This is a genomic window from Tenacibaculum agarivorans (genome assembly GCF_001936575.1).
GTDB classification, from domain to species: Bacteria; Bacteroidota; Bacteroidia; order Flavobacteriales; family Flavobacteriaceae; genus Polaribacter; species Polaribacter agarivorans.
In genome coordinates this window covers 126,592-142,158 of record NZ_MSMP01000003.1, presented here as the reverse complement: position 1 = coordinate 142,158, position 15,567 = coordinate 126,592, and the positions used below count along the sequence as shown (strand labels likewise).

General features: G+C 30.0%; 19 protein-coding genes and 2 tRNA genes. 13 read left to right on the top strand and 8 right to left on the bottom strand.

Annotated features, from left to right (window positions below):
* Positions 1-24 precede the first annotated feature (24 nt).
* Genes BVC87_RS03410 through BVC87_RS03390 form a run of 5 tightly spaced genes read right to left on the bottom strand, consistent with a single transcriptional unit; the run spans position 25 to position 3,643 of the window.
* The gene (locus BVC87_RS03410; protein WP_075340943.1) at positions 25-636 is read right to left on the bottom strand and encodes an IMPACT family protein; all 612 of its coding nucleotides are present in this window, start codon (positions 634-636) and stop codon (positions 25-27) included.
* Positions 636-1,499: a DMT family transporter gene (locus BVC87_RS03405; RefSeq protein ID WP_075340942.1), complete on the bottom strand. Its 864-nt coding sequence runs from the start codon at positions 1,497-1,499 to the stop codon at positions 636-638. Before BVC87_RS03405 ends, BVC87_RS03410 begins: the two co-directional genes overlap by 1 nt.
* Positions 1,496-2,107: an HAD hydrolase-like protein gene (locus tag BVC87_RS03400; protein WP_075340941.1), complete on the bottom strand. Its 612-nt coding sequence runs from the start codon at positions 2,105-2,107 to the stop codon at positions 1,496-1,498. Before BVC87_RS03400 ends, BVC87_RS03405 begins: the two co-directional genes overlap by 4 nt.
* Positions 2,100-3,155 (bottom strand): bifunctional diaminohydroxyphosphoribosylaminopyrimidine deaminase/5-amino-6-(5-phosphoribosylamino)uracil reductase RibD, encoded by a 1,056-nt coding sequence (gene ribD / locus BVC87_RS03395; RefSeq protein ID WP_234974627.1) that lies wholly within the window; start codon positions 3,153-3,155, stop codon positions 2,100-2,102. Before ribD ends, BVC87_RS03400 begins: the two co-directional genes overlap by 8 nt.
* 23 nt (positions 3,156-3,178) lie before the next feature.
* Positions 3,179-3,643, bottom strand: a complete 465-nt coding sequence (locus tag BVC87_RS03390; RefSeq protein WP_075341025.1) for an LEA type 2 family protein — start codon at positions 3,641-3,643, stop codon at positions 3,179-3,181.
* A 50-nt stretch (positions 3,644-3,693) separates the two neighbouring features.
* Between BVC87_RS03390 and prmC the strand changes: the two genes are divergently transcribed.
* Both prmC and BVC87_RS03380 read left to right on the top strand, forming a co-directional pair.
* Positions 3,694-4,542, top strand: a complete 849-nt coding sequence (gene prmC / locus BVC87_RS03385; RefSeq protein ID WP_075340939.1) for a peptide chain release factor N(5)-glutamine methyltransferase — start codon at positions 3,694-3,696, stop codon at positions 4,540-4,542.
* A gap of 6 nt (positions 4,543-4,548) precedes the next feature.
* The gene (locus BVC87_RS03380; protein ID WP_075340938.1) at positions 4,549-5,499 is read left to right on the top strand and encodes a pentapeptide repeat-containing protein; all 951 of its coding nucleotides are present in this window, start codon (positions 4,549-4,551) and stop codon (positions 5,497-5,499) included.
* Between the two features lie 48 nt (positions 5,500-5,547).
* Here the strand turns inward: BVC87_RS03380 and BVC87_RS03375 are convergent, their stop codons facing one another.
* Positions 5,548-6,420, bottom strand: coding sequence for an outer membrane beta-barrel protein (locus BVC87_RS03375; RefSeq protein WP_075340937.1), 873 nt, complete (start codon positions 6,418-6,420; stop codon positions 5,548-5,550).
* An 89-nt stretch (positions 6,421-6,509) separates the two neighbouring features.
* Here BVC87_RS03375 and BVC87_RS03370 point away from each other — a divergent pair, with 89 nt between their 5' ends.
* The 7 genes from BVC87_RS03370 (at position 6,510) to BVC87_RS03340 (ending at position 12,800) form a co-directional block, all read left to right on the top strand.
* Positions 6,510-7,688 carry a THUMP-like domain-containing protein gene (locus tag BVC87_RS03370; protein ID WP_075340936.1) on the top strand — a complete coding sequence of 393 codons (1,179 nt, stop codon included), beginning with the start codon at positions 6,510-6,512 and terminating at the stop codon, positions 7,686-7,688.
* A 191-nt stretch (positions 7,689-7,879) separates the two neighbouring features.
* A complete protein-coding gene (locus BVC87_RS03365) occupies positions 7,880-8,497 on the top strand; it encodes a hypothetical protein (RefSeq protein ID WP_075340935.1) in 618 nt (205 codons plus the stop codon).
* 8 nt (positions 8,498-8,505) lie between these two features.
* Entirely contained in the window at positions 8,506-10,053 is a 1,548-nt protein-coding gene (locus tag BVC87_RS03360; RefSeq protein WP_075340934.1) for a hypothetical protein, read from the top strand.
* Positions 10,054-10,089: 36 nt separating this feature from the next.
* Positions 10,090-10,545: an SsrA-binding protein SmpB gene (gene smpB, locus BVC87_RS03355; protein ID WP_075340933.1), complete on the top strand. Its 456-nt coding sequence runs from the start codon at positions 10,090-10,092 to the stop codon at positions 10,543-10,545.
* A gap of 4 nt (positions 10,546-10,549) precedes the next feature.
* Entirely contained in the window at positions 10,550-11,140 is a 591-nt protein-coding gene (locus BVC87_RS03350) for a Maf family nucleotide pyrophosphatase (RefSeq protein ID WP_075340932.1), read from the top strand.
* A gap of 41 nt (positions 11,141-11,181) precedes the next feature.
* Positions 11,182-12,135 (top strand): transketolase family protein, encoded by a 954-nt coding sequence (locus BVC87_RS03345; RefSeq protein ID WP_075340931.1) that lies wholly within the window; start codon positions 11,182-11,184, stop codon positions 12,133-12,135.
* A gap of 44 nt (positions 12,136-12,179) precedes the next feature.
* Complete coding sequence (locus tag BVC87_RS03340; RefSeq protein WP_075340930.1) at positions 12,180-12,800, top strand: porin family protein; 621 nt, start codon at positions 12,180-12,182, stop codon at positions 12,798-12,800.
* A gap of 58 nt (positions 12,801-12,858) precedes the next feature.
* Here BVC87_RS03340 and BVC87_RS03335 read toward each other — a convergent pair whose 3' ends face one another.
* The gene (locus BVC87_RS03335; RefSeq protein ID WP_075341024.1) at positions 12,859-13,782 is read right to left on the bottom strand and encodes an FKBP-type peptidyl-prolyl cis-trans isomerase; all 924 of its coding nucleotides are present in this window, start codon (positions 13,780-13,782) and stop codon (positions 12,859-12,861) included.
* 76 nt (positions 13,783-13,858) lie between these two features.
* On the opposite strand from BVC87_RS03335, the gene BVC87_RS03330 reads away from it, so the two are divergent.
* Together BVC87_RS03330 and BVC87_RS03325 are read left to right on the top strand one after the other, a co-directional pair.
* The gene (locus tag BVC87_RS03330) at positions 13,859-14,230 is read left to right on the top strand and encodes an RNA-binding S4 domain-containing protein (protein ID WP_075341023.1); all 372 of its coding nucleotides are present in this window, start codon (positions 13,859-13,861) and stop codon (positions 14,228-14,230) included.
* Between the two features lie 18 nt (positions 14,231-14,248).
* Entirely contained in the window at positions 14,249-14,752 is a 504-nt protein-coding gene (locus tag BVC87_RS03325; protein WP_075340929.1) for a phosphoribosyltransferase family protein, read from the top strand.
* On the opposite strand, the gene BVC87_RS03320 is transcribed toward BVC87_RS03325, so the two are convergent.
* A complete protein-coding gene (locus BVC87_RS03320; protein ID WP_075340928.1) occupies positions 14,733-15,257 on the bottom strand; it encodes a shikimate kinase in 525 nt (174 codons plus the stop codon). The two genes, BVC87_RS03325 and BVC87_RS03320, sit on opposite strands and share 20 nt — an antisense overlap.
* A 102-nt stretch (positions 15,258-15,359) precedes the next feature.
* Here BVC87_RS03320 and BVC87_RS03315 point away from each other — a divergent pair.
* Positions 15,360-15,432: transfer RNA gene (locus tag BVC87_RS03315), tRNA-Lys, on the top strand.
* 35 nt (positions 15,433-15,467) lie between these two features.
* Positions 15,468-15,551, top strand: a tRNA-Leu gene (locus tag BVC87_RS03310).
* The last annotated feature ends 16 nt before the right edge of the window (positions 15,552-15,567 follow it).

The window sequence follows — 15,567 nt, the reverse complement described above, 5'->3', positions numbered from 1 at the left end:
ATACTATTTTCAATCTAAAATTTTTTAACTTTTAACTTCCTCAATTTTGACTTTAAACAAAGTTGTAAAAGCTTCAAATACTGCTGTTGATTCTTTTTTACGCACTGAGATGATGTACTGACAATTCAGTTCTAATTTTTGAGTAACAATAGTAATATTTCGTTCTTTTATAATACGTTGTACTTTATTCATCATATCATAGTCAAATGTCAGTTGATATTGAATATCAATTGTTTTTTCTATAATTTTTGAAGCTTCTAAAGCTAATTGAGCAGAAGTTCTATACGCATTAATTAAACCTCCTACTCCTAATTTTGTACCACCAAAATACCGAACAGAAATTACTAGAACATTTGTCAAATCAAAGGCTTGAATTTGCCCATAAATAGGTTGGCCAGCAGAATTATTTGGCTCTCCATCATCGTTTGCTCTGAATCGAATAGTATCGGTTCCTAGTTTCCAAGCATAGCAATGGTGACCAGCTGTGTGGTGTTTTTTTCTAATTTCTTCTAGTTTTATTTTAATATCATCCTCTGATATTACAGGAAAAGCATAACCAAAAAACTTACTGTTTCTATCTTTAAAGAGTGTTTCTTCTGATGGTTCTGTAATTGTTTTATAAATGTCTTTCTCCATTATTTAATCGTAATTAGAACAATACTCAAAACCGCTATTGCAATTCCTATCCAATTTCTTTTTTCTAATTTTTCATTAAAGAGAATTAATCCAGAAATGGTTGTTAATAAGACAATACAAACATTATTTATGGTAAACAAAATAGCACTATCAAAACCTTCTATTTTTAAAGCTCTAATTAAAAACTCGATAGAAAAGTAATTAGGTATTCCTAATACAATTCCTCCTACTATATTTCTGAAATTGAGTGTTATTCTACCTCGAATTCCCTGAATGATTACTGTGATCAAACCAAGTATGAAGGCTATACCAAAAATTGAAGCAGAAAATATAGATACTTGTGAAGAAGGAACAAAATTTACTTCGGCATATTTTAATAGAGTATCAATAGCTCCAGAACCTAAAAAAAGAATTGCAGGAAATAATAACGAGCTTTTATTTATATTGAGTTTTTCTTTTTTTACTGAGGTAAGATAAACAGCCAACAGCGCTAAAATGATACCCGTAACTTTAATGAAAGTAATTTTTTCATTGTATAAAATCACTCCAAAAATAATGGGTATGACTACTGCCATTCTTCCTGAAACTGAAGCAACTGAAAGTCCATTTTTTTGAGCTGTTAATCCCATTAAGTTAAAAATAGAAATAAATAATAAGCCTAATGCTACTGCCCCAAAAAACCAAGGTTGTTTTGAGATTTCAGTAACAGGAATTTTTATAGGAGAATATAAATAGCCAATTGTGAAAGCTACAATATAATTTACCACTATGGCTTGAAATGTATTGATTTTAAACTTTTCAAAAAGCTTGAAAATCACATATAAACCACTAGAAATTAAAATACTGAGTACTAAGTATATCATAAATTAAATTCTTCTCTACTCAATAGATTAACTACATCTTCACTCTTAGGGTCTATATTCCAAACTTTTATGCCTAGGCTACTAGCGGAATCAGTATTTTCCTTTGTATCATCTATAAAGAAAGTTTCTTCTGCTACTAAATCATTATTTTGCAGAACAAATTCATAAATATTAGTATTAGGCTTTCTTAAATTGATTTCATGAGATAAGTAAAATTGTTCATAACAATCTTTAAACTCATTATATAATTCACTTCCCCAATAGTCTTGAATCCATGAAATATGTAAATCATTAGTATTACTCAATAAAAATAGTCTGTATTGGTTTGATGCTACTAACTCTTTTAAAAAACTAAGTCTATATAACGGAAAGTCTAAAAGTATGGCATTCCAAGCATATATTAATTGCTCTTTTTCAATCTTAAATTCATTATGAAAAAAATCTACAAACTCTTGTGTAGTCATCAGCCCCATTTCATAATCATAATAAACTTTCATCATGTCCTCAGTAACATTTTCTACACCTAATTTTGCCAACTCCTTTAATGTAGCTTCTTTATCTAAATTGATGAATACATCACCAAAATCAAAAATGATATTCTTAATCATTATAATAATATTTTAAAATATTGTTTTCTATATGTTCTTCTCTTTTTACAGGATGATCTAATATAGGAGCATCTACTCCTGATTTAAAATATGAATCTCCTACAAAAACTTTAGCTTCATCCCAAAGATTAGCCTCTATGAAAGTTTGTAAGGTTTGTTTACCACCCTCTATAAAAACAGATTGAATTTTATGTTGTAGTAATACTTCACAAATTTGTGATGCAACGTTTGTTGTAAAATCTATTTCTTCTATAATGAGTTCTTGTTCATAATTAGAATCGGCTGTACGATATAATGCTACTTTTTCTGTAGAAGTTTTAATATCTGTAATTACAATAGTTTTTTGACTACCGTCTAACACATTCATTTTTTTAGAAATGCGTAAGTTTCTATCTAAAATAACTCTTACGGGATCATTACCAGTCCAACTACGGATATTCAATTTAGGATTATCACTAATTACAGTATTTGTTCCCACTAAAATAGCTTGTTCTTGAGCTCTCCATTTATGAACTAATTGCTTTGAATATTCATTAGAAATCCAAATAGGAGCTTGTTTCTCTTTTTCTAACGGAGCTATATAACCATTTTTAGTTTCTGCCCATTTTAAAACTATATAGGGTCTTTTTTTGTTTTGTACTGTAAAAAAACGTTTATGTTGTTCTTTGCATTCCTCCTCCAAAACTCCAACAACAACATTTACCCCATTATCTTTTAATCTTTTTATGCCTCTACCCGCTACAATACTGTGCGTATCAATAGTTCCAATCACCACATTTGGAATCTTTTTTTGGATTATTAAATCTGAACAAGGAGGGGTTTTTCCATAATGAGAACACGGTTCTAAAGTGACATACATTGTAGATGTTTTGAATAATGATTCATCTTTTACCGAACGAACAGCATTCACTTCAGCATGTGGTCCACCGTAAGCATCGGTAAACCCTTCTCCAATAATAACACCTTCATTCACAATAACCGCCCCTACTGACGGATTAGGTCGTGCAGTACCTATACCCTTTTCTGCCAATTCAAGACATCGACGCATGTATTTTTCCTCAAAAATCACAACTATAACTTAATTTTAATTTCTTCGGTTTTATCTACAGTATAGATGTTAGAAATTCCAAAAACTTTATATTTAATATCTCCTTTAAACTGAACTTTTAAATTATTATTTAAAATAGAGTTTAAAAGTCCACCTAGAATACCACCTTTATTATTGTCGAACACCTTATTTGCTGGTATAACAACATTCAATGGGATTTGAAATTCTTTATTGGCAGGTACTTTAAATTCATCTGAAGAAACTTGTGCTACTTCTGCCCCATTAACAATGACTTTAATTTCATCAGTCGATAATTTACCACCGATATCATTTTCATTTTTAAAATAAGCTTTAGCTTGTAATCTAACAGTATCTGACTTCAAGGAAACAAACTTAATATCGTCAACTTTTATAAAGGTTGGTTTCTTTTTAACAGAACAATTCATTAAAAAGAAGCATATAGCTATAAAATAAATTACTTTCTTCATTTGTTTTCTATACATTTGATACATCAAAAGTACCATTTTTACATTAAAATATGACCTTAAAAGACTTTAGAGCTTTTTTTAATAACCAACTCATTAATTTGTACCCTAAAAAAGAGGTTGATGCATTTTTCTTCAGAACAATCGAAGCGTTGTTACAACTAAAATTAATGGACTTTTTTACTAACGAAAATGAAATAATTAAAGAAAAAGATCTTCAAACTTTAAAAACAATTGTAAGTCGTTTACAAAAAGAAGAACCCATTCAATATATATTAGGTGCAACAGAATTTTATGGATATCAATTCAACGTAAATTCTAACGTCTTGATCCCAAGACCAGAAACCGAAGAATTGGTAAGTTGGGTACTTGAAGAAGTTAAAAACACAGAAGAAGAACTTAAGGTTTTAGATATAGGTACTGGATCTGGTTGTATTGCAATTACATTAAAAAAAGAATTGTCTTATTTAGAAGTTAATGCGATTGACATCTCTGAAAAGGCATTAGAGACAGCTAAAAATAATGCAAATTTTAATCAGGCAGATGTTAAATTTATTCAGCATGATATTCTATCAGACAAGCGATTAGACTGTACTTTTGATATTATTGTTTCTAACCCTCCTTATGTTAGAGAGTTGGAAAAAAAAGAAATGAAAGCTAATGTTTTAAATAATGAGCCACATTTAGCGTTATTTGTTGAAGATGATAATCCTTTGGTGTTTTATGAAAGAATTGCAGATTTTGGTATTAAACATTTGAATAAAAACGGATTGTTATTTTTTGAAATCAATCAATATTTAGGTCAGGAAACCAAGCAAATATTGATGGAAAAAGGGTATAAAAATAGTATATTAAAGAAAGACCTTTTTGGTAACGATAGAATGATAAAAGCTAATTTGTAAATAATTATGGAAGATAATTTTGAGAATGAGTTAGAACAACTAAAAAAAGAAAATGAAGCGTTGCGATCTAAAATTGAAGACGCAGCTTCAAAAACAAAAAGAAAAGAAGAACGTAGAAAAAAAACGTTAAGTTGGACATGGAAACTATTTACAGGTGCTAACCTTAATAAGAGTTTTAATAATTGGTTTACTGAATTTCATTCACAAAAGAATGTATCTCCAGATACTTCAGCTAGTTTACTTACAGCCTTAGTAAAACGTTTTGTTCGCGTTCGTTTATTAAGTCTTGTTTTATTATTATTTTCAATAGTACCTTCTTTAATTTCATTATACATATTAGTAAAACAAAATGCTTTAATTCATACGCAAAATAGACTTGTAGAAGGATCGAGAAGAGCTTCTTATAGTTTTCAATTAGCTAGTCTTTTTGATTTGATTGATAAAAGTCCTGGAACTGGGTTTAATAAAAAAACAAGAAATAGAATAGTAAGCTTAGCTAGTGTTTTAAAACCATATGAATATTTAGATGAAGATGGCGAAAAAACAGTTTTGTTAAGCCCAGAACGTACACAGTTATTATTATTTATCTTAGGTTCAAATTTTACAAAAACTGAGTTAACTGCTATTTTTGATAATGCTGATTTTTCGTATTGCGATTTAAGAAATACTAATTTATCTGGAAAGCATTTAGCCGGTATTAATTTATCGCATTCAAATTTAGAGAATTGCGAATTGAATAGTGCTAATTTAAATAATGCTGATTTATCTAAATCAAACCTAAAAAATATTCAATTCTCAAACGGTAGTGCAAAAAATACAGTTTTTAGAGATTCAAATTTAGATAATGCAAAAATAACCAAGGCAAAAAGCTTAGCTGGTGCAGATTTTACTGATGCAAAGACTAGCAATGCTAACTTTAATTTATCTGACACAAAAAATACTAAAGGATTAAACTAAAAAAAGAGGCTTTCTAGCCTCTTTTTTAGTTTTATAATTTACTTTTTTTTAGAACTTATACATAAGTCCAAAATTAAATCCTATAGATGAGTTTGGAGAATCAGGCTTTTCTGTGCCTTCTGTCCCCCATATAAATTCGTCTCTGAATAAAAATGAAAGTTGTTTTAAGCTTTCTTTTGAAGCATCAGCAAGTGTAGAACTAGGTGATGCCAATAAATTAAAAGTAGTTAATATTTCATCTCTTGTAACCACATCTCCATCTATTCTTACTGCATTGAATTTAGCTAATTGAGATTTGTTTCTAGTAACATTAATATTAATGTATTCTAATTCTGTAAATAAAGATAAATGTTCAGAAATCTTAAACTTATACCCTATTGCTCCAACAAAACCTAAAGGGAATTCACCTCTAAAATTTGTAGTAAAATCAATACTAGTCGGTGCAGGAGCTTTAACTACTGTGCCTGTTTGATCAAGAACTGGTATAGCAATATTTACACTTCCATTTGCTTCCGTTTTTCCTCTTAACTTCGTTAATAAACCAGCTCTTGCATAAAAGTTATTGGTAATATTATATACACCTGATATAGAGGCTCCAAAAACTCTTCCTCTTGCTACTAAATCAACTTCAGGTAATGTAGGTACATTTTCTACTTTCCTTACTTGTTGATCTTGGCCAAATAAATGACCAACGCTTAATTCAATAGCAATTTTATCATTAAAATAATAGCCTCCTCTAATTTGAGTGTTGGCTCCTGCTCCATAACTGCCTTCTAAATCAGTAATACCTTCAGGTGAAATATTTCGCCCTAAAACTTTCTCATGTGCTTCAAATGAGTAACCACCACTAAAAGACACGTAATATTGCGCACCAGCATTAGCAGTAAAAATCATAGTTAATATCAATAATATTCTTTTCATAATGTTTAAATACTTGTTAAAAAAATGGCTGCAAAAGTGCCAAAAAATATCAGTACTTTGGTCATTTAATTACATTAATTTACTTTTTTTTGAATCCGGATATTTTACAAACTGATGTACAACAATTTATAAATGACAATTTGAATGAAGAAGTTTCCAAATTGATATTGAAAGGAAGTCCTTTTCAAGGAATTAGTATTCAAGAACTCGCAAATCAAATACAAGCAAAGCAAAAATGTAGCAAAAAATTACCTACATGGTTTGCTACAGAAAATATCTATTATCCTGAAAAAATATCGATTGAACAGACTTCCTCTGAAATTACAGCATTATATAAATCCAAATTAGTTAAGGGTAAAAATCTTATTGATATTTCCGGAGGCTTTGGTGTAGATGCTTATTTTTTTTCAAAACTGTTTGAAGAAGTTACACATTGTGAAATAAACATAGAATTATCTCAAATTGTAGCCTACAATCTAAACAAACTTCATGTTAAAAATATGAAGACTATTGATCAAAATGGAATTGATTACATTAAGAATCAGACTTCAACTTTTGATTGTATTTACACTGATCCTGCAAGAAGAGACCAAAATAAAAATAAAGTTTTTTTATTAAGTGACTGTACTCCAAATATACCTAAACATTTAGAAACTCTTTTTGAAAAGACTGAAACAGTATTGATCAAAACATCTCCACTATTAGATATTTCCCTTGCTTTAAAAGAGTTACAAAATGTAAAAGAAGTACATATAGTAGCTATAAATAATGAGGTAAAGGAGCTTTTGTTTTTACTAGAAAAAAATCATATCGCATCAGTAAATGTTAAGACTGTAAACTTTAAAAAGGACACTGTTCAAAAATTTGATTTTATTCTTTTTGAAGAAAAAAACGAGGTCAATTACAGCATGCCTAAAAAGTATCTATATGAGCCCAATGCAGCTATCTTAAAATCTGGTGGATTCAATGAAATTAGTCGTCAATTAAACATAAGTAAATTACATCAGCACACCCATTTATATACTTCTGATGAATTAATAGAATTCCCAGGTAGAACTTTTGAAATAGAAAAAGTTTTGCCTTACAATAAAAAACGTATTGCCAAAGAAGTTCCTAAAAAAGCTAATATTACCACTAGAAATTTTCCTAAAACAGTAGCTCAAATAAGAAAAGAAACTAAAATAAGTGATGGAGGCTCTAGTTATATATTCTTCACAAAACTATTAGATGATTCTAAAGTTTTGATAGTCAACAATAAAGTTAATTAGATTTTCTTATCTTTGAAGAAGTTACTTATTGTAGAAGGTAGCTACTAAGAAGTGTTTTAAGGGGGAAACACTATCGTAGCCTCTTAGGTGAGGCTACGTCCCCTTACTTTATAACCTCAATTTCATAATTTTTCTAGTTATTTAATAAAGATTTGTATTTTAGCTACAAGTAATTAATTAAATCGTATTCAATGCCATTCTTAAATGATCAAGAATTTGAAGATTTACAAGATCAAATCAAAAATCTAAATTCTAAAAATGAAGAGTTAGAAAATGAACTCAATGAAAAGATTGAAGAAATAGGTGATGTAAAAAGTGTAGCCAGAAATAGAAACATATTACTCAGTGCTTTAGCTGGTATTTGTTTAGCTTTTGCAATTTATGCTTTCCAAAAAAATCCTTCTGCAATAGGCTCTGACACTTCAAATAGTCAAACAGCAAGTATAACTAACAATACTGATGACTACGACGATGAAAATGATAATGAATATGAGAATGAAAGTGAAGACAATTCAGATGACACCATTTCTGCAAGTGAAAAAATAGAATCTATCAAAGATGGAATAAAAGATGAAACTGTATATTCTGTACAAATTGGTGCTTTTACAGAAAAAAGATACCCTTTATTATCTAAAACTATTGCTGGTACTCTATCTGATGAAGATTATTTACGCTACTCTATAGGTCTATTTTTAACGTTAAAAGAAGCTCAAGACTTTAGACGTCAATTAATTAAATACGGATTTAGTGATGCATTTGTAGCTTCTTACATAAACGGAAAACGACAAGAAATTCATAAACCATACTAACATATTTTATGATTAAAATATCTTTAAAAAGAACGCTTGTGTTCCTAATGGCACTGAGCGTTCATTTTTTTTATGCACAAGAAAATAATAGTATTCCTACTAAAAAAACACAATTTGGTTTTGCACAATTAGACTTTTTAAGTATTAAAATGCCTTCTGATGAACCTAATATGGATTTTACAGGTTTACATTATAATTTCAAATTAAATGACTGGGCTTATACTGGTTTAGGTTTTTATGGTGCTGTAGGAGGAATACGAGGAGGATTTTTTACTTTAGGTATTAATGCAGGTATACAGCATAATTTTACCGATCACTTTTTTGTAGATGCAGGTTTACATTTTGGCGGTGGCGGTGGTGCTTCAGCTCCTGACGGAGGGGGAGCTTTTATTTTACCTCACCTTAGTTTAGGATACGACTTTAAGCATTTTTCTATCACTACTGGTTGGAGTTATGTAAATTTCTTTGATGGTGGTACTATTAATAGTAATCAATTTTATGGAGCTATACATGTTCCTCTAAATTTTGATTATTCAGACTTTAATGCTAAAGAAAAGAAATTCGTATTTGACGATCTTAATCTTAAGGATTCAGACTGGAAAAGAAATTCAAATCGAGTTTCTTTAATGGTACATCTGAATAATTTATCTGTTCAAGGTGACTCTCAATTTTCTACAGGCGAATCTATAGATGGAAGAACCATAAGACTAGCAGGTTTTGAATTTATATCATTTCTTTCAGAAGATTGGTTCTATTTTGTAAGAGCAGATGGTGCTTTTAAAGGTATTCCCGCAGGTTATATGGATATTTTCCTAGGTGGAGGATATCATTTATCAATGAATAAAAACAGAACTAATATTCAAGCTAAATTCGGTATAGGTGCTGGAGGCGGTGGTGGTGTTGATACTAAAGGAGGTTTTTTAATTTATCCTGATATATCTTTAGAACAAAAACTATTCGACAACTTCTATGCTTCAATAAACAAAGGATTCTTAATGAGCCCTGATGCACATTTTATCTCCTCTACTTTTGGCATCGGTTTAAAATATTATGTAGATAAAGATGGAATTCTATCTGATACTAAAGAGTTTTCTAAAGCTAAATTCAAAGGGTTGCAAACTATTATAAAACAAGATTGGTATGTAAATGCGAGTAGAAATGGAAATTTTGAACAAGATATGCATCAAATTTCATTGCAAATTAATGTCTTTTTAAACAAATATATATATGCAGCAGGACAAACTTCATTTGCTAACTTCGGAGATGCAGGAGCATATGCTGAAGGAATTGTAGGTTTAGGAGTACAATCAAATTCATTCTTCAACAATTCATTAAGTATATATGGTCAGTTATTAGGTGGTGCCGCAGGTGGTGGTGGAATTAGTACAGGTGAAGGTTTAATTGTTAAACCAAGTGTCGGTCTTAACCTTAAAGTAAGTAATAACTTAAACTTAAGAGGCGGGATTGGTTATGTAAAAGCTAGAGGTGGACAATTAAGTAGTGTTTTTGCCAACTTCGGTATTAATTATAATATTTCCATCTTAAACGCTAAATAGTCTTATTTTATGTAGTTTTGTATTGGTTAAAATCTTATGCAGAAAAAAATAAACATACAGAATAAAAAAGCTCGTTTCGAATTTGAAATTTTAGATAAATATACCGCTGGAATTCAATTAACAGGAACAGAAATAAAATCTATTCGTCAAAGTAAAGCAAGAATTACAGAGAGTTTTTGTGAATTTAATGAACGAGGTGAGCTATTTGTTATCAATATGTATATAGAAGAATATGCTTTTGGTAACCATTATAATCATAATCCTAAAAGTGAAAGAAGACTTTTACTCAATAAGCAAGAATTAAAAAAATTAGGACGTGAAGTTGAAGCTAAAGGTAATACTATAGTTCCTTTACGCTTATTCATTAATGAAAATGGATGGGCAAAACTAGATATAGCCTTAGCAAAAGGAAAGAAAACACACGATAAGCGTCAAACCATAAAAGACAGAGATAATAAGCGAGATTTAGCGCGCTTAAAAAAGAGTTTCTAAATTTATGCTAAGAGAAAAACTTTCACATTTCAATGTTATTCTAGCTTCAGGTTCTCCCAGAAGACAACAGTTTTTTAAAGATTTGGACTTGGATTTTGAGATTCGATTAAAAGAAGTAGAAGAAATTTTTCCAGATCACTTGAAAGCAGAAGAAATCACCGATTTTTTGGCTGATTTAAAATCTAAACCATTTGATCAAGAACTCAAGAAAAATGACTTATTAATTACTTCTGATACTATTGTTTGGTTAAACAATACAGCTTTAGGAAAACCAAAAAATTATGACCAAGCTTTTAACATGTTGAAGAGTTTATCTAATACAACACATGATGTGATCACATCAGTAAGTATTAAAAGTAAAGATTTCCAACATATCATTAATGATATCACTAAAGTCTATTTTAAAGAAATATCTTCCGAAGAAATTGATTATTACATAAAAACCTACCAGCCTTTTGATAAAGCTGGAGCTTATGGTATACAAGAATGGATTGGAAAAATTGGGATTGATAAAATTGAAGGCAGTTATTTTAATGTAATGGGATTGCCTGTTCATAAATTATATAAAGAATTACTCCTTTTAGAGACTTCTTAATCCCTAAAACACTATTTTTGAACTGAAATTACAACACAATAATGAAAAAATATACATACACAGAAAAAAAAGACACACGTTCAGGTTTTGGTGATGGTTTAACAGAGTTAGGTAAGAACAATCCTGATGTAGTTGCTTTATGCGCTGACTTAACAGGTTCATTAAAAATGAATGAATTTGCTAAAAATCATCCAGAACGTTTTTTTCAAGTTGGTATTGCAGAAGCAAATATGATGGGAATGGCTGCTGGTTTAACAATTGGGGGTAAAATTCCTTTTACAGGTACATTTGCAAACTTTTCTACAGGTAGAGTTTATGATCAAATTCGCCAGTCTATTGCTTATTCACATAAGAATGTTAAAATATGTGCTTCTCATGCAGGTTTAACCTTAGGAGAAGATGGAGCAACGCATCAAATTTTAGAGGATATCGGGTTAATGAAAATGTTACCAGGTATGACAGTAATTAATACTTGTGATTACAACCAAACAAAAGCTGCAACAATTGCAATAGCTGAGCATGATGGTCCTGTTTACTTAAGATTTGGTAGACCAAAAGTACCCGTATTTATGCCTACTGATGAAAAGTTCGAAATTGGTAAAGCTGTTAAATTAACTGAAGGTACTGATGTTACTATTGTGGCTACTGGACATTTAGTTTGGGAATCTTTACAAGCTGCTGAACAATTAGAAAGTGAAGGAATTTCTGCTGAAGTAATTAATATTCATACTATAAAGCCATTAGATGAAAAGGCTATTCTTGAGTCTGTAGCTAAAACCAAATGTATAGTTACTGCTGAGGAGCATAATAAATATGGAGGTTTAGGTGAAAGTGTTGCTCGTTGTTTAGCACAGCACTCTCCTACTCCACAAGAGTTTGTAGCAGTAAATGATAGTTTTGGTGAATCAGCAACTCCTGCTCAATTAATGAAAAAATATAACATTGATCAAGATGCAGTTGTTAAAGCTGTTAAAGACGTATTAAAAAGAAAATAATACTATTTCGATTACGTTTTATAAATACATTAAAATTCAATAATATGAAAAAACTAATCTTAGCCTTATGCTTATTTTTTGCAGCTTCACAGTTTGCTGATGCGCAAATTCATTTTGGAATTAAAGGGGGTATTAACTACAATTCAGATTCTTTTAAAGAAGTATCTGATGATATTATTAATGGTAGTGCGTCAAGTAGAACTGGATTTCATGGTGGAGTTTGGTTACGCTTTAAATTACCTGTTATAGGATGGTATATTAGACCTGAATTAGTCTATACTTCATTAAAAAGTGAAGTAAATTTTAGAAATTCAGCAACTACTGATGTAAAAGCATCTTATGATTTCCAAAAAATAGACATTCCTGTTTTAATTGGAAAAAAGTTTTTAAAAGTTGCATACGCACACATTGGTCCTTCTTTTCAATATGTGTTAGATGGTGATTTAGGTTTTGATACTGTTAGTAATTTAAATGCAGATGGATTTACCGTTGGTTTACAGTTAGGTGGTGGTATTGAACTAGGTAAGATTGGATTAGATTTACGTTGGGAAAGAGGTTTTTCAGATATAGAATCTGATTTAATTTCAAGTTCGTTTGGAACAGATGCTCAAAAATTTGATACTCGTGTAAATCAAATCATAGTTGGATTATCATACAGATTTTAAATAATCTACTTTATATAAATAAAAAAGGACAACTAAATTAGTTGTCCTTTTTTATTGTTTAGTTTTTCGACTTTCGAATGTCTATATTTAAATAGTCTGGTAGGTCTGGGTTATTTGGATCACTAAAATCATTAGTTGGATCACCATCCTCTATTTTCGTATCTTCATTAATGGTAAGTACACGATCATTATCGTCATCAGTATCTAAATAATTTGGTATACCGTCTCCATCAGTATCATTAAACCATGGAATTTGACCTTCTTCAAATTCATCCTTATTAAGTACAGAATCTTCATCTGAATCAATAATTGGCTCCATATCGTTTAATTTGATATAAAACATTAAAATTTGATTCGGTGGAATTATTCCTCCCCCAAAACCTACGTTTCCGTAAGCTAATCCTGATGGGATAAATAATATTCCTTCACCTGGATTAGAAAACGATAAAGGTTCATCTGGATTAGAAGCTCCATTATTTGTTCCTGTTTTAAAGTTTATAAATCCATAACTCCAACCTCTAATTACCGAAGAACCTAATTCAAACCAAGTATTGGTATTACTATCAAAGTTATTTTCTGAAATTGAAGTCGTATTTAAAATAAATTGTCCAGAATAATCAACTAAAACAGAATCTACATATGTAGGATTAGGATTAGTTATTACTCCTTCTTTACTTTTATATACATATAATTTATAATCAATTTCTTCATCATTAATAATTTCTTTTACCTCTTGAGTAATTAAATTACTATCATCAAAAAGAGCAGTCTCAGTTGAACCTTCTTCCTTTAATTTTACAATTCCTTCAGTAGAATCGTAATAATGATTTTTTAAAAACAAAACTAAGGAGTCATTATCCTTAACAGCTTGAGCTGCATGATCAAAGTTTGGATCAATAAGACTTGGTACTCCGTCATCACCACAGGAATACACTAAAATTGTAATAATACTTAAAATTAGTATATACTTTATTTTCTTCATTCGATTTAATTTAGGCTTGCAATTTACCATTTTTATACCTTTGTGGAAAGAAGACAATAAAAAATTAACTTTTTGTATGAGAATAGATAAGTATTTATGGTGTATCAGATTGTTTAAAACTAGAAGTATAGCTACAAATGCATGCAAAAAAGGAATGGTTAAAATTGAAAATATAAACTGCAAACCTTCAAGAGAAATCTACGGTAGTGAAACTATTTTCATAAGAAAAAACCAAATCAACTATCAAATTAAGGTATTGGATATTCCTGAAAGCAGAGTTGGTGCTAAACTTGTAGATTTATATCGAAAAGATCTAACACCAAAAGAAGAATTTGAAAAAACAGAATTATTAAAATTTGCGAAAGATTACTACAGAAAGAAAGGTACTGGTAGACCAACAAAAAAAGATCGAAGAGATATAGAAGATTATTATGATACTAATGAATAAGATGATTAAATTTGTAGCATGACAGGAGTTGAAAATATTATACTTGATAATTTACAAATACAACAAAAAATAAAGAGAATAGCTTACCAAATATATGAGGTAAACTATCAAGAAAAAGAAATTGTTGTAGCTGGTATTGCAAATAATGGATTTTACTTTGCTGAGAAGATTGTGGAAGAACTTAAAAAGATTTCTGATATTACTATCGTTCTTTGTAAAGTTAAAATTAATAAGAAGAATCCTTTAGAAGCCGTAACTGTTGATATGGATGTTAAAAGCTATATGAATAAATCACTTGTACTTGTAGATGATGTATTACACTCAGGCACCACTCTAATTTATGCCATAAAACACTTTTTAGAAGTGCCTTTAAAGAAGTTTAAAACAGCAGTTTTAGTTAATAGAAACCATAAAAAGTATCCGGTTAAAGCTGATTTTAAAGGTATTTCTTTATCTACATCTATTAAAGAACATGTGGTGGTTGATTTTAAAGAAGATGAAATTATTGCTTACTTAGAATAGCAACCAATTCAGTAATTAATTTTTCTTGAGTTTTGTCATGAGTAGTTACCTTAATCTCTGCTTGCTCATAAAAAAAGCTACGTTCAAACAAATGTTTAGCAGTGAATTCATGTAATTCATTATCAGATAATTTTGCTATTAACGGTCTAGATTCTTTCTCCTTTTGTAGTCTACTTGCTATTTCACTCACAGAAGTTCTTAAATAGATAGATAGACTATCTTCTGCGTTATTAATGATGTCCATATTACCAGCATAACAAGGTGTTCCTCCTCCTAATGATAACACAAAATCTTTTTCATTATTTAGTAACTCTTTTAAGAATTCATGTTCCTTTAATCTGAAGAAAATTTCCCCATCAGTTTTAAATATCTCACTGATAGACTTTTGTAATTTTTCTTCTATATAATTATCTAAATCAACAAAAGGTATATCTAATGTATTTGATAACTTTTTTCCAACGGTAGATTTACCGCTTCCCATGTATCCGAGTACTATTATTTTCATACCAACAAATATGAAAATAATAAATAGTTAAAAAAACATAAAAAAATATTTTTAGATTCAAATAGTAACTGTATATTTGCACTCGCTTTCACGAAAGCAATTGACCGGGTAGCTCAGTTGGTAGAGCATCTCCCTTTTAAGGAGAGGGTCCTGGGTTCGAGCCCCAGCCCGGTCACAAAGTTAAGCTTATGCTTAACTTTTTTAGTTTTAGCACGTATGGCGGAATTGGTAGACGCGCAGGCTTGAGGGGCCTGTGTTCGTAAGAACGTGCGGGTTCGACTCCCGCTATGTGCACAAAACCTATAAGTGT